This window comes from Magnetofaba australis IT-1 (genome assembly GCF_002109495.1).
GTDB classification, from domain to species: domain Bacteria; phylum Pseudomonadota; class Magnetococcia; order Magnetococcales; family Magnetococcaceae; genus Magnetofaba; species Magnetofaba australis.
In genome coordinates this window covers 278,467-297,979 of record NZ_LVJN01000015.1, presented here as the reverse complement: position 1 = coordinate 297,979, position 19,513 = coordinate 278,467, and the positions used below count along the sequence as shown (strand labels likewise).

At 59.9% G+C, this 19,513-nt stretch carries 19 protein-coding genes; 11 read left to right on the top strand and 8 right to left on the bottom strand.

All coding sequences use genetic code 11. The annotated features are described in order from the left end of the window. Positions 1-616 precede the first annotated feature (616 nt). Positions 617-2,230 (bottom strand): phosphoethanolamine transferase, encoded by a 1,614-nt coding sequence (locus MAIT1_RS03595; protein WP_085440830.1) that lies wholly within the window; start codon positions 2,228-2,230, stop codon positions 617-619. Positions 2,231-2,520: 290 nt separating this feature from the next. Here MAIT1_RS03595 and MAIT1_RS03590 point away from each other — a divergent pair, with 290 nt between their 5' ends. The 4 genes from MAIT1_RS03590 (at position 2,521) to MAIT1_RS22630 (ending at position 4,046) form a co-directional block, all read left to right on the top strand. After that, complete coding sequence (locus tag MAIT1_RS03590) at positions 2,521-2,700, top strand: hypothetical protein (RefSeq protein WP_085440811.1); 180 nt, start codon at positions 2,521-2,523, stop codon at positions 2,698-2,700. A gap of 12 nt (positions 2,701-2,712) precedes the next feature. Next, positions 2,713-3,405 carry a hypothetical protein gene (locus tag MAIT1_RS03585; protein ID WP_143814636.1) on the top strand — a complete coding sequence of 231 codons (693 nt, stop codon included), beginning with the start codon at positions 2,713-2,715 and terminating at the stop codon, positions 3,403-3,405. A 166-nt stretch (positions 3,406-3,571) separates the two neighbouring features. Further along, on the top strand, positions 3,572-3,874 hold the full coding sequence (locus tag MAIT1_RS03580; RefSeq protein ID WP_085440798.1) for an IS1-like element transposase: 303 nt from the start codon (positions 3,572-3,574) through the stop codon (positions 3,872-3,874). Then, a complete protein-coding gene (locus MAIT1_RS22630; RefSeq protein ID WP_143814635.1) occupies positions 3,852-4,046 on the top strand; it encodes an IS1 family transposase in 195 nt (64 codons plus the stop codon). Before MAIT1_RS03580 ends, MAIT1_RS22630 begins: the two co-directional genes overlap by 23 nt. A gap of 3 nt (positions 4,047-4,049) precedes the next feature. On the opposite strand, the gene MAIT1_RS03570 is transcribed toward MAIT1_RS22630, so the two are convergent. From MAIT1_RS03570 to thrS, 5 genes are all read right to left on the bottom strand, one after another. Next, a protein-coding gene (locus MAIT1_RS03570) for an IS1 family transposase (protein WP_414673634.1) occupies positions 4,050-4,788 on the bottom strand; the annotation gives its coding sequence in 2 pieces (ribosomal slippage) (positions 4,050-4,490 and positions 4,492-4,788; 738 coding nt in all). Between the two features lie 774 nt (positions 4,789-5,562). Then, positions 5,563-5,916 (bottom strand): 50S ribosomal protein L20, encoded by a 354-nt coding sequence (rplT, locus tag MAIT1_RS03565; RefSeq protein ID WP_085440794.1) that lies wholly within the window; start codon positions 5,914-5,916, stop codon positions 5,563-5,565. Between the two features lie 186 nt (positions 5,917-6,102). After that, entirely contained in the window at positions 6,103-6,300 is a 198-nt protein-coding gene (gene rpmI, locus MAIT1_RS03560; protein ID WP_085440793.1) for a 50S ribosomal protein L35, read from the bottom strand. 403 nt (positions 6,301-6,703) lie between these two features. After that, positions 6,704-7,240, bottom strand: coding sequence for a translation initiation factor IF-3 (gene infC / locus MAIT1_RS03550; protein WP_085440789.1), 537 nt, complete (start codon positions 7,238-7,240; stop codon positions 6,704-6,706). Between the two features lie 66 nt (positions 7,241-7,306). Then, positions 7,307-9,238: a threonine--tRNA ligase gene (gene thrS, locus MAIT1_RS03545; RefSeq protein ID WP_085440787.1), complete on the bottom strand. Its 1,932-nt coding sequence runs from the start codon at positions 9,236-9,238 to the stop codon at positions 7,307-7,309. Between the two features lie 299 nt (positions 9,239-9,537). Here thrS and phoU point away from each other — a divergent pair, with 299 nt between their 5' ends. The 6 genes from phoU to MAIT1_RS03515 all read left to right on the top strand — a co-directional run bounded on the left by phoU (position 9,538) and on the right by MAIT1_RS03515 (position 16,209). Continuing rightward, entirely contained in the window at positions 9,538-10,254 is a 717-nt protein-coding gene (gene phoU, locus MAIT1_RS03540) for a phosphate signaling complex protein PhoU (RefSeq protein WP_158089293.1), read from the top strand. A 119-nt stretch (positions 10,255-10,373) separates the two neighbouring features. Then, on the top strand, positions 10,374-10,847 hold the full coding sequence (locus tag MAIT1_RS03535; protein WP_085440784.1) for a phosphatidylglycerophosphatase A family protein: 474 nt from the start codon (positions 10,374-10,376) through the stop codon (positions 10,845-10,847). Between the two features lie 51 nt (positions 10,848-10,898). Then, complete coding sequence (locus tag MAIT1_RS03530; protein ID WP_158089292.1) at positions 10,899-12,062, top strand: nicotinamide-nucleotide amidohydrolase family protein; 1,164 nt, start codon at positions 10,899-10,901, stop codon at positions 12,060-12,062. 16 nt (positions 12,063-12,078) lie between these two features. Next, positions 12,079-13,158 carry a L,D-transpeptidase family protein gene (locus MAIT1_RS03525; protein WP_158089291.1) on the top strand — a complete coding sequence of 360 codons (1,080 nt, stop codon included), beginning with the start codon at positions 12,079-12,081 and terminating at the stop codon, positions 13,156-13,158. A 444-nt stretch (positions 13,159-13,602) separates the two neighbouring features. Further along, on the top strand, positions 13,603-15,720 hold the full coding sequence (locus tag MAIT1_RS21425) for a pentapeptide repeat-containing protein (RefSeq protein WP_158089290.1): 2,118 nt from the start codon (positions 13,603-13,605) through the stop codon (positions 15,718-15,720). 201 nt (positions 15,721-15,921) lie between these two features. Continuing rightward, positions 15,922-16,209: a hypothetical protein gene (locus MAIT1_RS03515; RefSeq protein WP_085440779.1), complete on the top strand. Its 288-nt coding sequence runs from the start codon at positions 15,922-15,924 to the stop codon at positions 16,207-16,209. 411 nt (positions 16,210-16,620) lie between these two features. On the opposite strand, the gene MAIT1_RS03510 is transcribed toward MAIT1_RS03515, so the two are convergent. Both MAIT1_RS03510 and MAIT1_RS21760 read right to left on the bottom strand, forming a co-directional pair. Next, positions 16,621-17,646, bottom strand: a complete 1,026-nt coding sequence (locus MAIT1_RS03510) for a thioredoxin domain-containing protein (RefSeq protein ID WP_085440777.1) — start codon at positions 17,644-17,646, stop codon at positions 16,621-16,623. Positions 17,647-17,730: 84 nt separating this feature from the next. Beyond that, on the bottom strand, positions 17,731-18,174 hold the full coding sequence (locus tag MAIT1_RS21760; RefSeq protein WP_158089289.1) for a type II toxin-antitoxin system RatA family toxin: 444 nt from the start codon (positions 18,172-18,174) through the stop codon (positions 17,731-17,733). A gap of 208 nt (positions 18,175-18,382) precedes the next feature. On the opposite strand from MAIT1_RS21760, the gene gap reads away from it, so the two are divergent. Then, the gene (gene gap / locus MAIT1_RS03500; protein ID WP_085440775.1) at positions 18,383-19,384 is read left to right on the top strand and encodes a type I glyceraldehyde-3-phosphate dehydrogenase; all 1,002 of its coding nucleotides are present in this window, start codon (positions 18,383-18,385) and stop codon (positions 19,382-19,384) included. The last annotated feature ends 129 nt before the right edge of the window (positions 19,385-19,513 follow it).

Genomic DNA, 19,513 nt, shown 5'->3' with positions numbered 1-19,513 from the left:
GAATTCCTGTGGAATGTTTCACCCAAACACTTTTGACTTTCCCTGGCGTAGAGTTTTAGAGCAGTTCGCCGTCCTGCGGACGACGGCCCTTCGGGCCTGCTCACCTGCCGTTTCCCCAACGACCTCCTTGCTGGCTCGGCGTGCCGAGCTTCTCAATACGCCCCCTGCTGGCGCCGTCTTTGTTCTATGGGGAAACGGCTACTACCACTGCCACACCGTGGGCTCCGCCCACACCCGCTGGGGGCAGCGGCCCCCAGACCCCGCCGCCGACCAGTCGGCGGCCCATTAGATAACGCTAGCCCGCACTCTTTCCCACAAACACTTTTACACTTTCCCAGTCTTCAAGTTTTAGAGCAGTTCGCCGTCCTGCGGACGACGGCCCCTTTGGGCCTGCTCACCTGCCGTTTCCCCGTTTACCTCTAAACTGGTTCGGCGTACCAAGCGTCTCAATACGCCCCCTACTGGCGCCACCCTTGTTCAGCGGGGAAACGGCCAAACACTACTGATAAAGACCACTGCCACACCGTGGGCGCCGCCCACACCCGCTGGGGGCAGCGGCCCCCAGACCCCGCCGCCGACCAGTCGGCGGCCCGTTTTACTCCGTGCTGACTCCACCTCACTTGCCATGATGCTCCGGCTCCGGCTTCATGGCGCTATCCGGCACATACGAAGGACTGCGCAGCTTACTCACCAAATCCGACTCAATCTCAAACGCCTGCATCAGGAACGGCGCCAGACTGTCGTGGGAGCTGGGCGCATCCTTGTGCTGGCGGAACGCCTCAATATCAAAGTCCGATGACTCCCCATTCCAGAAGATCAACGGCACATGGGTCTGCGCCTCCGGCGCAAACATATAAGGCAGGCCATGCAGATACACGCCGCCCTCCCCCAGCGATTCACCATGGTCGCCCATATACAGCATCACAGTCTCAAACTCATCCGAGTTGCGCTTGAGCAGAGCTATCACCTCAGAGAGGAAGTAATCGGTGTAGAGGATGGCGTTGTCATAAGCGTTGGATATCTCCTCAGCGCTGCAATCCGCCAACTCCGCTGTCTGACACGCCGGTTTGAAGCGCTCAAACTCCGCCGGATAGCGTTTGTAATAGGCGGGGCCATGATTGCCCATCTGGTGCAGCACAATAAGGATGTCGCCCTTGTGGCTGTCGATGTACTTCTGTAGCGGCTTGAGCATGCCGATGTCGCGACACTCCACGTCGTCGCACACCGTATTGGTGGCGGCGGTGCGATAGTCGTAATACTCCACCCGGTCAGCCACCCCTTTGGAGGAGGAGTTGTTGTCCAGCCACAAGACGTTCACCCCCGCCTTGGCCAGCACGTCAATGGCGTTCTGGGTATGTTTTTCCGACGAACTGTAATCCTCGCGGTCGGAGAAAGAGAACATGCACGGCACCGACACCGCCGTGGAGGTGCCACAAGAGGTGATGTTCTGGAACGCCACCACATTCGGCTCCTTGGCCAGCAACGGGGTGGTCTCCCGCTTGTACCCCATCAGTGAGAAGTGATCGGCGCGCACCGTCTCGCCCACTACGACAATCACCAGTTCACGATCTTCATCGCCCACCGGGGTGATGGCATGTTCAGTGAGAACTTTAAATTTGGGCGGCGGCGACTTGAGGGACTTGGTGGCCATGCGAATGGCCGAGTAGAGCGGATAGATGGGAATGGCCCGATAGCGCAGGTTTTTGTGTTCGCGCCCAGCGCTGTAGTACTGCGCCGAGAACATCCAGAACGAAGCCCCCGCCACCGCCACCGTCACGCCAATGGTGACGAGCATGCGCTTCAAACGACTCCACAACGTCTGCGGGCTCAAACGCACCCGCCACACGAAAATGGTCGGCAACACCCCCAGCAGCAATAGCCGCATGATCATACCGCCGGTGATGACGTCGGCGGCCTCGGCGGCGTTGGTCTGCAGGGCGTTGTTGATCATCTCCTTGTCGACGATGACGCCCAGGGCGTCGGCATAATAGCCGGTCACCGCAGCGATGATCAGAAACAGGCTCAGAGTGAATTTGATACTCAGCAGCAAGCCGAACAGCGAGGCCAGCAGCATCACCAGCAGGGTGAACACCACCCCCACCGAGATCAAAAAGCCGCTGTGTTCGGACCAAGGATAGATCTCCAGCACGCCATGGAAAAAGGCGGCGTTACCGGTGATGGCGATAAACAGGCTGACCAGCAGAATCAACTGCCAGGGCTTAAAAGTCATACGCGGAATCAATGCCATAAGGCGCCGTCCTGAAATCAAGGCAACGTGAATAAAGTGTTCGCTCCCCAACGATGTGCTGAATGGCGAGTATAACGCATCGGATGGCAAAACGCCGGGGTTGGCGCAGTCCGCCCATTGAACGGCCCATACGCCCAGTTCCGTTGCACGCGTTCATGTGCCTGCTGCATCGCAGTAAATATCATATAAATATTGATTTGTAAGTATTGATATGATATTTCTATCCCAAACCCTTTCCACTCTCCCTCGCACACATCACAAGGAGCGCACGCATGGGCATATGGGATACCGCACTGGGCGATTACTTCTCTTTTGAAAACCCCTTCGACACTTGGGGCGTCGCCAACGATGAAAAAACAAACCTTTGGGACGATGAAAACCGCATGGAGGCCGAGCGCCGCTGGCAATGGGACTATGACAACGGCGCCGCCATGAATGGCCCCGACGACTAGATCTCCGAGCGCATGGAGAATGACCCCATGGCCGCGCCGGGCTATCGCGCGCCGGACGATGAGCCGGACCCCTACCTGGTGGAGCCCATGGCCAATCGGCTGGCGCGCAACACCATGGATCAGGCGGTGAGCTATCTGGGCCAGCCCCGGCCTCGCGCGCCGTTTTCAGTGAGCGACGTGGTCAACCCGGAGAACCGGGAGAAATATATCGACCTGCGCCGCGACGATCTCATGGCCAACGAGAACAGCTATGGAACCACGCCCCACGACCGCATGAGCGCAGGCTCCAAGGCGCGTGAGGAGTGGTTCACCGGCAACTGGCACACCCCCACGCTGAACGATCTGGCCCAGCGTCAGACCCAGTGGGCGCAGCAGGATGCGCAGAATCGCAGTTTGATCAGCAAGACCTTCGGCTTGGATGAGGAGACCGGCGCGCCGTGGGATCCCAGCATGATCCCCAGCAATCTGCACGATCTGGGGACCGCGCCGCCCATGGCCGGGACCGAGGCGCTGGACCGCATGGGCGGTTTTCTGCAACAGGTGGGGCCTCGACTTTCACCCCGGGGCTGCACCCCGCCGCCGCCAAGACGCAGTTGGACTCCGGCGGCTACCATGTGCCGGACTATGACTCCATCGTGCGGCCCGGCGCGGTTCAGCCGGGCATGGCGCCAGGGTTCCCCGGGGCGCAATCCAATCTGGGCGTGAGTCCGCACCAAGCCTACAAGCCGCCGCTGCCGTTTGCGTCGGTGACGGGGCAAAGTCAATCGCCCCATGCCATGACGGCGCTTGGGTAGTGGCTCCGTTTAGCTGATTTTGTATAAAACTTGCGTGGATTTGGCCATCGTTCTCACATGGATAGTGGAGAAAACAGATGGCCATGATTACCGTGCATTGCCCAGAATGTGGAAGCCAAAACGTTGTAAAGAATGGCAAACAGTCCAATGGGAAGCCGCGCTTCCGCTGCGACAATCCAGACTGTAAACGCCGCTATTTCCAAACGACCTACACCCACAAAGGGCGTCAACCAGAGGTAAAACGTCAAATCCTTGAGATGACTCTTAACGGCGCTGGGATTCGTGACACCTCTCGCGTCCTGGGTGTCGGGCGCAACACCATCACCCGAGAGATAAAAAAACACCGGAATCTCACAGGTGAATCTTCCACTTCTGGCTGAACTGGCTTCCGATACGCCGGTCGACGTGGTTCGGGTTGATCAAGCAGAAGCTGATGAAATGTGGTCCTATGTCGACAGCAAGGCCAACCCTCGATGGATTTGGCATGCCATCGAACGCCAGTCAGGCCGCGTCCTGGCATATGTCTTCGGGGTAGTGGCTCCGTTTAGCTGATCACTATATTTCCAGACCAAACTCGTAGCGGTTGATAAACAGGCCAATGACCGTGTCGTGCATCACCTCGCATTTGGAGAAGCAGATGGTCTTTCTGGCCAGTCGCTTGATGCGAGTGCGCCAAGTCAGATGCTTGCGCTCAATACGCTGAGTGTTGCGCTTGCCCACGAAATGATTTGGGGCCAATGGGACGCGATGGTAAGCGCCCCAATCATCGGTAAACAGGTTGGCGATGCCAAAAGGCTCCAGCAGTTTACGCAGCTCTTTGAGCACAGCATCTTTCCGAGTTCCGAAGACATATGCCAGGACGCGGCCTGACTGGCGTTCGATGGCATGCCAAATCCATCGAGGGTTGGCCTTGCTGCCGACATAGGACCACATTTCATCAGCTTCTGCTTGATCAACCCGAACCACGTCGACCGGCGTATCGGAAGCCAGTTCAGCCAGAAGTGGAAGATTCACCTGTGAGATTCCGGTGTTTTTTTATCTCTCGGGTGATGGTGTTGCGCCCGACACCCAGGACGCGAGAGGTGTCACGAATCCCAGCGCCGTTAAGAGTCATCTCAAGGATTTGACGTTTTACCTCTGGTTGACGCCCTTTGTGGGTGTAGGTCGTTTGGAAATAGCGGCGTTTACAGTCTGGATTGTCGCAGCGGAAGCGCGGCTTCCCATTGGACTGTTTTCCATTCTTTACAACGTTTTGGCTTCCACATTCTGGGCAATGCACGGTAATCATGGCCATCTGTTTTCTCCACTATCCATGTGAGAACGATGGCCAAATCCATGCAAGTTTTATACAAAATCAGCTAAACGGAGCCACTACCCAGCTAACCATCCCACCCAGGGCTCTGTAGTCGGATAGTGCCTGCTCAACCAAATTGATACCCACAATTGCAGTCCGGCGCCAAAAATAAGCACCACGATTTCTATAAGACGAGGCTCATAGGACGGTCGCGTTGGACTTTGTTTTACAGATTTTCCATTACTTTGTCTTTTCACTCGCCAAAACCTAATTGAAAATGTAATTGCAGGGCAATTGCAATGATACGATGGCGAATTATCGCACGAATTCCGGGGACGGTCACTTCGCACGAATTCCGGCGAATTCCGGGGACGGTCACTTAATTGAACCACCGTCCGCAAACACTTTTTTACCCTTCCTAAGATCCGAGTCCGACTGCATTCGCTCCTGGCGGCTTCGCCGCCATATCGCTCACTGCCGTTTCCCCGACAGCCTTCTTGCAGGCCCTTCCCTCCCAGCCTGTTCCCCGCTCTGTGCTGACGCCGCCTCTGTTCCATGGGGAAACAGCAACAGACAAAGACAACACCGTGGGCGCCGCCCACACCCGCTGGGGGCAGCGGCCCCCAGGCCCCGCCGCCGACCAGTCGGCGGCCACCTGACACATCTCAGGCTCCACCTCTTTCCCGCACACACTCCCACCCTATGCCTGGCCAAAGAAAAAGCCCGCCAGAGGCGGGCTTTGAGAAAACGTGTCGCGCGAACTTTGATGGCTGCTTACAGGGCGGCCTTGGCGGTTTCCGCCAGTTTGGCGAAATCAGCCGGCTCACTCACCGCCAACTCGGCCAGAACTTTGCGGTCAACTTCAATACCCGCTTTGCCCAGACCGTTGATGAAAACGCTGTAGGAGAGGCCATTCTCCCGCGCAGCCGCGTTGATGCGCTGAATCCACAGCGCACGCATCTCGCGCTTGAGGGCTTTGCGGTCGCGATAGGCGTACTGCAAGCCTTTCTCAACCTTCTGCTTGGCAACGCGGAAACAGGTCCCGTTGCGTCCGCGATAGCCTTTGGCCTGTTTGATGACCTTCTTATGGCGCGCATGCGCCGTCACACCCCGTTTTACTCGTGGCATAATCGCCTCCTATTTATCAACGCCCATTCCATGGCGGGCGGGACTGCCCTCGGTGCCAGGTCGTCCGCGCCGGGAATTCCGTTTCAGTGAATTGTCGGAACGTTCATCGGTGAACGCTCGGTTTTGCCAGGACCATCCGGTCCAGTCTTCATGCCCCATCGCTGGGGAATCCGTCCGAAGAAAGACTTAGAGATACGGCAGCATCTTTTTGATGGCGGCGGTATCCACAGCGCTGACGATGCCGCTCTGACGGAAGCCGCGCTTACGCTTGATGGACTTCTTGGTCAGGATGTGGCTTTTGAACGCCTTGTTGCGGCGGATTTTGCCGCTGCCGGTGGCTTTAAACCGCTTGGCGGCGCCCCGGTGACTCTTGATCTTGGGCATTGCTGACTCCTTACACGTTTTCTCAATGGGCGCGCGACACGCTTTTGAGAAGCAAAACAAACAGGTCATGGTCTTCATGACCTGCACAAAACACACAACAAGCACACAACTCGAAAGGTGGAAAATCGGGACATTTATGGCCCGATTTTCCGGGGCCTGGGGGCCGCGCCCCCAGCGGGTCGAGGGCGGCGCCCCGCGGGTGCAGGGCAGAGCCCTGCCGGGTTGAGGGCGGCGCCCTCATGGGGTTTGGGGCGAAGCCCCAATATCTTAAAGCTCCCCAAAATTCCTCGCACAACCATCGCGCTCATACGCCCAGCAGCCAGAAACGACAAAAGCCGCAGGGACAAAACACCCCTGCGGCCCTGTCCAGGGCCGTGATCACAGCGCTGGTTGGACGCAGAGCTTACTTCTTTTTGGTCGGCACGGCCACGGGCGCAAGGACCATGGTGATCTGGCGGCCAAGCAGTTTGGGATACTGCTCCACCTTACCCAGCTCCACCAGCTCCTGCTCCAGCTTTTTGAGCATGGCCAAACCCAACTCCTGGTGAGCCATTTCGCGGCCCCGGAAGCGCATGGTGCATTTGACCTTGTTGCCGGCTTCCAGGAACTTGCGGATGGCGCGCGACTTAACGTCATAGTCGTGGGTGTCGGTTCCAGGCCGGAACTTCACCTCTTTGGTGTCGATGCGCACCTGGTTCTTACGCGCCTGCCGTTCGCGAATGGCCTTTTGATACTTGAACTTGGTGTAGTCCATGATCTTGCACACCGGGGGACGAGCCTCCGGCGCGACTTCCACCAAATCCAAACCTGCTTCCTGGGCCCGGGCGAGAGCCTGATGGGTCGAAATCACCCCCACCTGTTCGCCCTCTTCGTCGATCAACCGCACCTCGGGCACACGAATCGCTTCGTTGGTGCGCGTGGTGTCGGTGGATTGCGGCAAGGAGCGGTCTGCTCTGTTGATCTTTGCTATGACTAAATCCTCCTAACGGGTGATGAAATTTGGCGCTCAGACCTCTTTGGGCTCCAGAGCGCGGCTGTCGTTCTCTTCGCTCAGACGCGCGATCACCGCAGACAGCGGCAGGGAGCCGAGGTTTTGACCGGAGCGCAGGCGCACGTTGATCGTGCCCTCTTCGCGTTCGCGGTCTCCGACCACCAACAAATAAGGTACCTTTTTTAGCGTATGTTCGCGGATTTTATAACCCACTTTTTCATTGCGCAGGTCCATTTCCGCTCGCAGACCCGCTGCGCGCAAGGCGTCGCGCACCTGCTGGGCGTACTCATCCTGGGCTTCGGTGATGGTCATCACCTGCGCCTGCACCGGCGCCAGCCACAGCGGGAAGGCCCCGGCGTAGTGCTCCACCAGAATGCCGAAGAAGCGCTCCAATGAGCCCATCAGGGCGCGGTGGATCATGATGGGACGCTTGCGCGTTCCATCGGCGGCGACATACTCCATCTCAAAGCGCTCGGGCAGATTGAAGTCCAACTGCACGGTGGAGCACTGCCATTTGCGGCCGATGGCGTCGGTGATCTTCAGGTCGATTTTGGGACCGTAGAAGGCGCCGCCGCCCTCATCCACCACGTAGGGCAGATTGCGCGAAATGATGGCCGCGCGCAACGCCTCGGTGGCGCGATCCCAGATCGCCTCTTCGCCCACCGACTTCTCAGGACGGGTGGAGAGGTTGATCTCAAAATTGGAGAAGCCGTAGGCGCCGAGGATATCCAGGGTCAGGTCGAGAATCTGCTGAATCTCGCTTTCGATCTGGTCCTCGGTGCAGAAGATGTGGGCGTCGTCCTGGGTGAAGCCGCGCACGCGGAACAGGCCATGCAGCGCGCCGGACATCTCATAGCGATAAACCGTGCCCAGCTCGGCCCAACGGAACGGCAGTTCGCGGTAGGAGCGCAGCGCATCCTTATAGATAAGGATGTGGAACGGGCAGTTCATGGGGCGAATCTGATACGCCTGCTCATCCACCTCCATGGGGCGGAACATGCCATCGGCATAGAAGCTGGTGTGACCGGACTGATCCCACAGATCGCGATTGGCCATGTGCGGGGTGTAGAGGAACTCGTAGCCGCCGGCGATATGCTTCTCTTTCCAGAACTCCTCGATCATGCGGCGCACGCGCGAGCCCATGGGGTGCCAGAACACCAACCCGCCGCCAGCGTCCTCCTGCAGGGAGAACAGATCCAGATCCTTGCCCAGACGACGGTGATCGCGCTTTTCCGCCTCCGCCAACTGGGTCAGGTAGGCGTCCAGCGCCTCCTGGCTGTGCCACGCCGTGCCATAGATGCGTTGCAGCATTTTGTTGTTGGAGTCGCCGCGCCAGTAGGCCCCGGCCACGCGCTGCAGCTTGAAGGCTTTGAGCTTGCCGGTGCTGGAGACGTGGGGACCGCTGCACAGGTCGATGAAGTCGCCCTGGCTATACAGGGAGATCTCCTCGCCATCGGGAATCCCGGCGATGATCTCCGCTTTATAGATCTCGCCCATGTCGCGGAAGAAGCTCACCGCCTCATCACGCGCCATCACCCGGCGCTCGACCTTCAGATTGCGCTTGGCGATCTGACGCATGCGCTGTTCGATCTTGTTCAGATCGTCGGGGGTGAAGGGGCGCTCGTAGTCGAAATCGTAGTAGAAGCCGTTATCCACCGCCGGGCCGATGGTGACCTGAGCGTCGGGGAACAGCTCCTTGACCGCTTGCGCCATCAGGTGACTGGTGGAGTGACGCAGAATTTCACGGCCAGCGTCGCTATCGCCCAGCACCAATTCCAACTGGGCGTCGTGGTCGATCACGGTGGTCAGATCCACCAGCTTGCCATCCACGCGCGCGGCAACGGCGGCTTTGGCCAACTGCTTGCCGATGGACGCGGCGACCTGACCGGCGTTGACCGGTTCGTCAAAACTTTTCACAGCCCCGTCGGGCAGAGAGATTTGCGGCATGATTGATCACCTTAGACTGCGGATCCCAAGCGCCCATTTGGCGGCGGGAGATCCCCAAGTCGTCAACCTGGACAGAAAAGCGTCTGATTCTATGGAATCGGCGCAGCCTTGTCAATCCCTGCCTCAGGCTCCGCCACCCGCCGCCGCAATATGACATTCTGGAAAACTCTTTGTGACCCGAGCACATAACGCTTTACAGCGAGAGGTCCAGTATGGCGACATCGCAACATTGCGAATTTTATAAAGACGCGACGCTAAGGTCGTTTTCGCTTCACACGATGTCATTGAGGATGGGCGGCATGGTTGGTAGTCAACACACGGTCAAGAGCTATGACGACGAACTGGCGGAACTGAGCCAAGGCGTCTCCAAACTGCTTGAACGCACGCATCATCAATTTGAGTTCGCCCTCAAGGCGCTGAAAACCTGTGACTTGAGCCTGGTCGCCAAAGCGCTGGAGCTGGAGGATCAGGTGGACGCCGAAGAGGCGCGGGTGGACCATCAGGCGGTGCGCATGATCGCCACGCGCCAACCCATGGGACAGGATCTACGCAATATCGTCTCCGCCATGCGCGGCGCGCCCCACCTGGAGCGCATCGGCGATCTGTCGGTGAATATCGCCAAACGCGCCGAGATCGTCTGCACCTGCGCCAGCGACGCTGAACGCGCGCCATTGATTGCGGTGGGCGAGCGCCTGATTGACGCCTTTGACGCCCTGGGCCACGCCCTCAATGACGCCGACCCCGAATCCGCGCGCAAAGTGTGGCGCGAAGACGCCGAGGTCGATCGTCTTTACACCAATGCGTTTGAGATTCTGCTGCGCTTTGCCGCCAACATCAGCGAACCGCGCCAAGCCAACGCCGCCGCGCACATGATCTGCATCGCCCGCGACATGGAGCGCATTGGCGACCACCTCACCGACCTGGCCGAGGATATCCACTACGGCGTCACCGGCGACCTCATCGAAGGGCGTCGCCCCAAGGCCGACGAGTCGCGCCGCCTGACCCTCAAGCCCTGATCCACTGCGCACAAGGCGGCGTTTTGCGCCGCCTTGTCCCACTCTCCGCAAAACCGTACAATTCCTTCCCAATTGCGCCCTACGCGCGCCCAATTCAGTAAACATTGAACAGATTGCTCATGCGGGATTTTCCCTTTCACGGCCCGGCCATGTGGCTGGCCACCTGGGGCGGCTCCGGGCTTGCGCCCAAAGCGCCCGGCACCGTGGGGACCCTGGCCGCGCTGCCGCTGGTGTGGCTGGCGCTGACGCTGGGCCCGCGCTGGCATGCGCTGATCACCGTCGTGGTCTCCGCCGTGGGCGTATGGGCGGCGCAGCGCGCCTGCGAAGCGCTGGGGCGCGACGACCCCAAAGAGGTGGTCATCGACGAGGCCGCCGGCATGCTGCTGACCCTGCTGTTTGCGCCGCTCTCGGCGCTGAATCTGGCGCTGGGGTTTGCGCTGTTTCGTCTGTTCGACATTCTCAAGCCTGGTCCGGTGGGATGGCTGGACCGGCATGTGCACGGCGGCTGGGGCGTGATGTTGGACGATCTGGCGGCGGGCGCGCTGGCGGCGTTGACCTTGTGGGGACTGCGCCTGCTCAACATTCTGCCGTAATGGCGCCGGGCGCCGCATTGGGATATGGCAATCAAGGGAGGGGAGAGGCCGATGAAGTGTCTGCTGGCGACGCCGCGTTGGAGCGAATTTGAGGGCGTGCGCGCCCCGTCGGGGCGACCCGAATTGGATCTGCTGCTGCTGCGGTTGGGTTTCTCGGAGATCGACACCTTCGAGCTGGAGCCCGACGCCCCTTTCGACCCTGCATCCATCTCCGACGAATATCCGCTGATTCTGATTCAGGCCAACGGCATGGGCGGCGGACGCCTGCGCCGTTCGGTGCTGTCGAGCCTGGGGCTGTCGCTGGGGCTGGACAGCCCCGACGACACCGGCCAGCTGCGCGTGGTGGGCGCGCGTCCGCTGCACGACGCCTATGGTCGCACGCGGGGCTTCGCCGCCAACCGCAAAGGCCATATGACCGCCTATTTCGACGCCACCGTATGGGAAGCGCATGAAGACCTGCTGCGCTCCATTCGCATCTTCCAGGATGAACAGTTAGAGTTCCCCCCCACCGAGCGATCGCGGCGCGAACCGGCCTGCTGGCTGGTGGAGTGCGGCGGCGCCCCCGATGCGGTGATGGGGCAACTGGGTCCGGCGGCGCAGGAGTTGACCGGCACATGCTGCGCGCCGCGTCCGCTGCCCAACGGCGATGCGGCGCTGGTGATTCGCCCCCACGTGGGCGACGAACTGGAGCAGGCCATGCGCGAGAGCCTGGGCATCGCGCTGTATAGCGAAGAGCCCGCCAGCCTGGAAGAGCTGGTGGGCGCGCGACTGCGCGAGCTGGGCAAAACCGTGGCCACGGTGGAGTCGTGCACCGCCGGACTGGTGAGCGCGCGTCTGACCGCCATTCCCGGCTCCAGCGGCTACTTCAAGGCGGGTCTGACCCTGTATAGCAACGAGGCCAAAGGCTTTTATGTGGAAGGCGTGGCGCCATTGGTGGAGCGCTGCGGCGCGGTGAGCCCGGAAGTGGCCATGGCGCTGGCCCGCGGCGCCCAGCGCCAGAATGATGTGGATTACGCCGTCGCCATCACCGGCATCGCCGGCCCTGATGGCGGCACGCCGCAAAAACCGGTGGGCACGGTGTTCCTGGCGGCGGTGAGCCGTCAGGGCGATGCGCTGTCACACCATGGTCTCTATCGCGGCGGGCGCGAAAGCGTGCGCTATCAAGCCAGCCAGACCGCGCTGCACCTGCTGCGCCGCCTGCTCCCCATGGGGTAAAGGACGCGTGCAGGCTATGAAACTTCGCATCGTCGCGCTCCTGGCGACACTGCTACTGGCGCAGCCCGCCGCCGCGCGCGATCCCGCCTCGCCGTGGACGCCGCGTCCCGACGGCCAACCGCGCCCCGGCGTCACGCTGCAACTGGAGCCGCGCCTGGAGTCGGTGATCCAGGGACGTCGCCCCAGCGCCGCGCCGCAACGCGTCAGCGCACAATCCCTGGCCGCCCAAGGGCGCGGCGAGATCATCGGCGCAGGCAGTTACCTCTATCGCGTGCAGGGCCACGAAACCCTGCTGATGCTGGCGCGCACCTATAATCTGGGCTACAACGAAATCACCCTGGCCAACCCGGGACTCGACCCCTGGGTTCCGTCCAAAAAGAGCGTGGTGCATCTGCCGCTGCTGTTCGTCGCGCCGCAGGCGATTGTGGCCGACAAGCGCCCCGGCATCGTCATCAACCTGCCGGAGATGCGCCTGTTCCATCGCCGCAAGGACAAGCGCCTGCAGACCTATCCGGTGGGCATTGGCCGCGAGGGCTATGACACCCCCATCACCCAGGGCAAGGTGCGCCGCAAACAGTCCGACCCCTCCTGGTATCCGCCCGCCTCCATTCTGGCGGAGGATCGCGGCCTGCCCAAGCGCGTGCCCCCCGGACCGGACAACCCACTGGGCTCCCACGCCATCTATCTGACCATCAGCGGCTACCTGATTCATGGCACCAACAAGCCGTTCGGCATCGGGCGGCGCGTCAGCCACGGTTGTATCCGTATGTACCCCGAGGACATTCCGCGTCTGTACGAACGCGCGCAGATCGGCGAGCGAGTGCGCATCGTCGACGAGCCGGTCAAAGCGGGCTGGTCAGGCTCCGGCGAACTCTATCTGGAGGCGCATCCACCATTGGTCGATGGCGCGGGCTCCGACGAGAGCAAAGGCGGTCTGCTCAATCTGGCCAATCAGGCGATCTCCAAGGCGTTGGACCGACGCAAGGATCAAGAGGTCGCCATCAACTGGCGCTTGGTGGAGCTGATGGCGCAACGTCCCGACGGCGTGCCGCGCAAGGTGGGCGATCCCATCGCCCAAGCCGCCGCCGCAAAGTAAGCGGCGACCTCTTTTCTGTTTAATGACTTCAGACGTTACGCTACGGTGGATAGCATAACGGGACTCCTCTTTTCCCGTAACCCCCGGTATTCATCAGGCGCTCTTTCGCCTCAACCTTCTCTTTAGATTCCCGCCATGACCCAGCCCACGCCGCCCACACAACTCCCGCCCCTGGAGTGGACCTGGAACGCCCTCACCTGGCAGGGGGACTACACGGACTCCGTGGCGGTGTATGGGCTTGCCATCGCTGTGATCCCCATTCTTATGGGTTTTGCCAGTTGGGCGCGCATGACGCTGCACCACCTGCATGGCGTCATGCGCTACCAGCGCTTGAAAAAACGCGTAGGCGCCGAGCGCTATACCCTGGAGGATTTTGAAAACGCCACGCACATCTATATTCCACCCGACGCCCAGGAGAGCGACCCCTCCGCCGTGGAAGAGGAGATGGCGGAGTCCGCCGGGGTGCGGACCCCCCTGTTTCAACATATGGATCAGATTCTCAATAAAGAAACCGGCAGCCGCTTCACCCTGCTGCTGGCGGACTCGGGCATGGGCAAATCCGCCTTCATGCTCAACTATGCCGCGCGCAACATGTTGCGGTTGTTCCCCCCCTTTCCCATCATGGTGCTGCCGTTCAACTACGCCCGCCTGTTTGAAGACATTGACGCTGTGCAAAAGCCATCAGACACAGTTCTGCTTTTGGACGCCTTTGACGAAGACGCCACGGCCTATGAGGATCATCAATCACGGCTTGGCGAAGTGATGGAGCGGGTGCAGGGGTTTCGCCACGTGGTCATCACCTGCCGCAGCCACTTTTTCACCTCGGACAGAGAGATCCCGGATGAAACCGGCGTCACCCGCCTGGGCGTTCGCAAAGCGGGCGTTTCCGCCATCTTACGCTTCAATCGGCTGTACATCTCCCCCTTCACCGAATCCCAGGTGGAAGCCTTCTTACGCCGACGCTATCCCTTCTGGCGCCGTCAGGAGCGAAACGCGGCGCGACGTATTATTAAGAAGGCGCCAGACTTGACGGCGCGCCCCATGCTTCTTAGCCATGTTGAGAAGCTGGTGCGCTCTCAAGAGCCCTTGCGCAGTTTGGCGCAAATTTACGCAAGAATGGTTGATGCCTGGCTGGTGCGCGAGGCGGGTTATATTGCCCCGGACAAAGAGGGCCTGCGGCGCTTCTCCCATGCCGTGGCCATGGACATCATGCTCAACCGCGCGAGACGGAAACAGGAGCGCATTCCTTTTGCTGAAATTGAGCCCCTGGCCGAGCGCTGGAACATTCGCGTACAAGGGGGCGTGCTGGAACAAGGGCGCGTGCTGGAACAAGGGCGCGTACTGGGGGCGCGTCCATTACTCAACCGGGACGCCCACGGCAACTACAAATTCGCCCATCGCAGCTTTCTGGAGTTTTTCTTTCTCGAAGCTTTCCTGGCGCTGCCGCCTTCTGAACGGCCTGTCATTGCGTGGAGCGAACTGACCAAGACGTTTTTCCTGGGGATGCTTTATGACAGCAATGCAGTCGGATCGCGGAATAGGACCAAGGAGCGCATGACGCAATTTCAATGCGTTGATCTCAGTGGAATGGACATAGCACGGGAAACACTGAAATACGTTGCAGGCACAGGACGCTCACTGCGCAAAAATACGCTTATGTTCAATGATCATCTCTGGGCCGTCACTCTGACAGATACAAATTGGGAATCAGCGAACCTACAAAACGCACAATTAATAGGAGCACACTTTCTTGCCTCAAACCTCCAAAACGCTGATTTGCAGGGGAGTGACTTAACAGGCGCTAATTTATCAGGAGCCAACCTCGCTGGAGCCGACCTCTCTGGAGCCCACCTCTCTGGAGCCAAACTCTCTGGAGCCAACCTCATTGAAGCCAACCTCATTGAAGCCAAACTCTATGTAGCCAAACTCTCTAAAGCCAAACTCTCTGAAGCCAAACTCTTGAGAGCCGACCTCTCTGAAGCCAACCTCTCCGGAGCCAACCTCTCTGAAGCCAACCTCTCTAAAGCTTACCTCTCTGGAGCCAACCTCTCTGAAGCCGACCTCTCTGGAGCCGACCTCTCTGGAGCCGACCTCTCTGGAGCCAACCTCTCTGAAGCCGACCTCTCTGGAGCCGACCTCTTTGGAGTCGGCCTCACTGGAGCCAAACTCTTGAGAGCCAACCTCTCTGAAGCCTACCTCTCTGGAGCCTACCTCTCTGGAGCCAAACTCTCTGCAGCCAAACTCTCTGGAGCCAAACTCTTGAGAGCCGACCTCTCTGGAGCCGACCTCTCTGGAGCCGACCTCTCTGAAGCCGACCTCTCTGGAGCCGACCTCTCTGGAGCCGACCTCTCTGGAGCCGACCTCTCTGGAGCCGACCTCTCTGGAGCCGACCTCTCTGAAGCCGACCTCACTAAGGCCAACCTCTCTGGAGCACTTCTGAGAGCAACCAACATCACGAGTGCTAAGCTGTCTCCCGAAAATTTAAAATACGCCTTACAAGCTGGCGCTATCACGACCGATTCCGACCAATCCAACCTCCCGATGACAGAACTAACTGAGTAACCCCCTCTTCCTACGACAGAAATCCGCCTGGATTGCTTGGCTGCTCCTCAGCCCGCCAGCCTGTCCATCGTTCACAAGGAGAGAGCGTGCGTTACGCTTGGCGCCATCCTGCCCTGCCGTGCTACTCTAAACGCCATAATGAGTTTTCCGTCATGGGGTTGCGCCATTGGCGACGCGACCGCCGCGTGCAAGGAGAAGGTTATGGAGATCCGGGTCTATCTGAAGCGTTATGACAACGACGGCATCCATGTGCTTGAAGAGGTCAACACCACCCGCGAGGACGAAGCGCTGACGGCGTGGAAAGCCTATCGCCAGCGCGAGGCGGAATTCGCCAAGCAGCCGGTGGCGGTGGTAGCCTCCATCGGCAAAGAGGTGCTGGTGTATCACCGCTTCGACCACAAGAAGGGCAGCGCCGACTGGTTCTCCGAGGATGAAGGTCACGACCGCATCGAAAAGGGTGTGGAGCGGCTACTGAAGAGCGGCGAATAATCGCCGCCTTATAGTGGGTCAAAACCAAAACTGCACAGAACGTCCAATGTTTGCGTGACGCAGGTGAAACTCGCGCTGACTGATTGGCCGCCGACTGGTCGGCGGCGGGGTCTGGGGTCCGCGACCCCAGCAGGGTGTGAGGCGGCGCCCCACGATTTGGCAGGATTGCCAAATCGGACTCGCGTAGCGAGCCCGAAGGGTGAGGGCCAAGGATGGCCTGAATCACGATTTGGTGGTTGGGAGCTCGAGGGCATAGCCCTCGATATCTTTCATTATCCAAAAACCGAACATGTCCGATTTTCGGTTAGACTTGCTATAGCGCAACGCCTTGCGCTGGCGTTGTACAGAGCCAAAAAAAACGGCTCGATGCATTGGCATCGAGCCGTTTTTTTTCAATCCTGTGGCGAAAGGTTACTTCTCTTCCGCCGCCAACTCCTCCTCCACAATGCGCTTGAACTCGCCATAAGGCTGCGCGCCGGAGAGTTTGCGACCATTGATGAAGAAGGCCGGTGTGCCGGTGATGCCCAAACGCTCGCCCTCGGCCGCATCGTCGGCCACGCGCTGCGCTTTCTTGCCGGAGTTCAGGCAGCTGTCAAACTTGCCCATATCCAGCTTCATCTCCTTGGCGTAGGCGGTGTAGCTCTCCTCGGTGAGGCTCTTTTCCATGCCGAACAGTTTGTCGTGGTACTCCCAGAACTTGCCCTGCTCCGCTGCGCACAGCGCCGCCTCGGAAGCCTTGGGCGCCGCCTTGTGGCCCGACAGCGGGAAGTGACGGAAGATCAGCTGCACGCGGTCGCCATACTCCTCCAGCAACTTATTCAGCGCCGGCTGCACGCGACGGCAGAACGGGCACTCAAAGTCGGAGAATTCGACGATGTAGACTTTGGGCGACTTGGCGCCTTTGGCCTCAGTCAGAGGGCCGATGATGTCGTAACGGGGCTCCTCCGGCTCCTGCAGACGCACCTGCCCGCCGGATTTGCTCATCAATTGACGCATATAGATGACCGACGCCTGCTCCGCCACCTGATCGCTCAGGAAGGCGCGCACCTTATCCTCCATCCCCTTGCCGCCGTTGGGCAGACGCGCGCCATTGGCGTCGAGGAACGCTTTCACCTCATCATCGCTGATGGCGGGGGCCTTGTCGGTGACCTCCTGCTTCCACAACGCGTCGGTGCTCAACCCCTGTTTTTTGGCCTCTTCCTTAAGCAGATGCTCGCCCATCATCGATTGAATCACATTGATGCGCGCGCGGAATTTCTGCTTCTCCAACTCATACAGCTTGCCGCGAATGGTCTTGTCCACCTCGCCCAGGGTCAGAGTCCAATCGCCCACCCGCGCCACCGCGTCGCTGGGATCTTCGGCGCGCGCGCCGCCCGGCGCCAACAGAGCCGCGCACAGCAGGCCGATGGCGGCTAGTTTCACCATGTGAAGTTTCATAAACAGCGCCCGTTATCCTTTCCGAAGCTGCCGCTTCGCTTGGCGTGAGGTCATAAAGGGAAAAAGGGTGTGCGCGAAAGCGCGTCAGTTGGCCGAGCCGTACACCTGTTGTGCCCGCTTGCGGTAGTCCTGCACCATCTGCTTGGAGATATGCGAAAACACCGGCCCCAGAGTCAAGTTCAGCACCGGGTTCTTGAACAGAAAGTCGATGGAGAAGTCGATGCGGGCGTGCTTGCCGCCCATCATCGGGGTGAACTTCCAATGGCTGTTCAGATGCCGGAACGGCCCCGACAGCAGAGAGATCTCAACACTCTCATTGGGGATGATTTTATCCAGCGTGCGAAACTTCTCGCGCACCCCTTTAAAAGCCACCGTCAACTCCGCCTCAAAGGCGTCGTCACGTTGCTCCAGAATGCGCGCAGCCACACACCAGTTGAGAAATTGCGGGTAGTTGTCCACGTCCACCACCAGGGCGTACATCTGCTCCGGACTGAACGGGACGGTCTCCTTTATCGTGATGCGGGGCATAAATCTAAACCATGGAAAACGGGAGTCTTGTGACGAAGCGGCCCTGTCAACGTGACGGTTTGACGAAGAATGCATCGGCCACCGCGTTGTCGTTGTCATTCGGCCCGGCATAGGGTTAAGGTAATCTACCTGAGCTTGCAGCGCGCTCCAAGGGGAGCGGCGCCACAGGCCGGATTTTTCACCTATGACTGAATACAGGAGCAGGTATATGGCGATTCGCGTGGGGATTAACGGTTTTGGCCGCATCGGGCGCAACATCTTCCGGGCGCAGATGCAGGACCCGGCTTTTAAAGACATTGAAATTGTCGCCGTCAATGACCTGACCGACAACAAAACCCTGGCCCATCTGCTCAAGTACGACTCGGTGGCGGGTCGTCTGGGCCTGGACGTGACCCCCACGGAGAGCGGCATGACCGTGGATGGCCGCGAGTTGAAGATCTTCTGTGAGCGCGATCCGGCCAACATCCCCTGGAGCTCGGTGGATGTGGACTATGTGATCGAGTCCACCGGCTTCTTCACCAAAATGGAAGCCGCCAGCAAACACCTGCAGGGCAGCGTCAAGCGCGTGATCATCTCCGCCCCCGCCGGCCCCGGCATCAAGACCATGGTGATGGGCGTCAACGAAGGCGACTTCGACCCCGCCACCGACAAAGTGGTCTCCAACGCCTCCTGCACCACCAACTGCCTGGCGCCCTTCGCCAAGGTGATCCACGAGGCCTTCGGCATTGAGCGCGGCCTGATGACCACCGTGCACGCCTACACCAACGACCAGGTGATGCTGGACCAACCCCATAAAGACCTGCGTCGCGCTCGCGCCGCCGCCGTCTCCATGATCCCCACCAAGACCGGCGCCGCTGCGGCCATCGGTCTGGTGCTGCCGGAACTGCAGGGCAAATTCGACGGCCTGTCGGTGCGCGTGCCCACCCCCGACGTCTCTATCGTCGACGCCGTGATGGTGGTCAACAAGCCCGCCAGCGTGGAGTCGGTCAACGCCGCGCTGAAAGCTGCGCAGTCGCGCTTCCTGGGCTACACCGAAGAGCCCTTGGTCTCCATCGACCTGCTGGGCGATGCGCGCTCCTCCATTGTCGACGCCGGCTGCACCAAAGTGATCGACAATCAGGTCAAAGTGATGTCCTGGTACGACAACGAGTGGGGCTACTCCAACCGCGTGCTGGACCTGCTCAACCACATGGTCGCCAACGGCGGCTAAGTTATTCCCAATAAGCGAAATTCGCTTATTGCGAACGAGCCCCGGACCGCTTGGTCCGGGGCTTTTTTTGCTCATTGCGCGGCGCTCGAACGCCGAAAAGAACTCCAGAATCGCTCGCTGCGCCCACCA

Excerpts from the sequence above, each read along its gene's own strand:
- MAIT1_RS03530 (WP_158089292.1), top strand. The coding sequence starts at position 10,899 with ATGAAGTGTCTGCTGGCGACGCCGCGTTGGAGCGAATTTGAGGGCGTG.
- MAIT1_RS21425 (WP_158089290.1), top strand. The coding sequence starts at position 13,603 with ATGGCGGAGTCCGCCGGGGTGCGGACCCCCCTGTTTCAACATATGGAT.
- MAIT1_RS03535 (WP_085440784.1), top strand. The coding sequence starts at position 10,374 with ATGCGGGATTTTCCCTTTCACGGCCCGGCCATGTGGCTGGCCACCTGG.
- MAIT1_RS03580 (WP_085440798.1), top strand. The coding sequence starts at position 3,572 with ATGGCCATGATTACCGTGCATTGCCCAGAATGTGGAAGCCAAAACGTT.
- rplT (WP_085440794.1), bottom strand. The coding sequence starts at position 5,916 with ATGCCACGAGTAAAACGGGGTGTGACGGCGCATGCGCGCCATAAGAAG.
- phoU (WP_158089293.1), top strand. The coding sequence starts at position 9,538 with ATGGTTGGTAGTCAACACACGGTCAAGAGCTATGACGACGAACTGGCG.
- MAIT1_RS03515 (WP_085440779.1), top strand. The coding sequence starts at position 15,922 with ATGGAGATCCGGGTCTATCTGAAGCGTTATGACAACGACGGCATCCAT.
- rpmI (WP_085440793.1), bottom strand. The coding sequence starts at position 6,300 with ATGCCCAAGATCAAGAGTCACCGGGGCGCCGCCAAGCGGTTTAAAGCC.
- MAIT1_RS03595 (WP_085440830.1), bottom strand. The coding sequence starts at position 2,230 with ATGACTTTTAAGCCCTGGCAGTTGATTCTGCTGGTCAGCCTGTTTATC.
- thrS (WP_085440787.1), bottom strand. The coding sequence starts at position 9,238 with ATGCCGCAAATCTCTCTGCCCGACGGGGCTGTGAAAAGTTTTGACGAA.
- gap (WP_085440775.1), top strand. The coding sequence starts at position 18,383 with ATGGCGATTCGCGTGGGGATTAACGGTTTTGGCCGCATCGGGCGCAAC.
- MAIT1_RS21760 (WP_158089289.1), bottom strand. The coding sequence starts at position 18,174 with ATGCCCCGCATCACGATAAAGGAGACCGTCCCGTTCAGTCCGGAGCAG.
- MAIT1_RS03585 (WP_143814636.1), top strand. The coding sequence starts at position 2,713 with ATGGAGAATGACCCCATGGCCGCGCCGGGCTATCGCGCGCCGGACGAT.
- MAIT1_RS03590 (WP_085440811.1), top strand. The coding sequence starts at position 2,521 with ATGGGCATATGGGATACCGCACTGGGCGATTACTTCTCTTTTGAAAAC.
- MAIT1_RS03510 (WP_085440777.1), bottom strand. The coding sequence starts at position 17,646 with ATGAAACTTCACATGGTGAAACTAGCCGCCATCGGCCTGCTGTGCGCG.
- MAIT1_RS03525 (WP_158089291.1), top strand. The coding sequence starts at position 12,079 with ATGAAACTTCGCATCGTCGCGCTCCTGGCGACACTGCTACTGGCGCAG.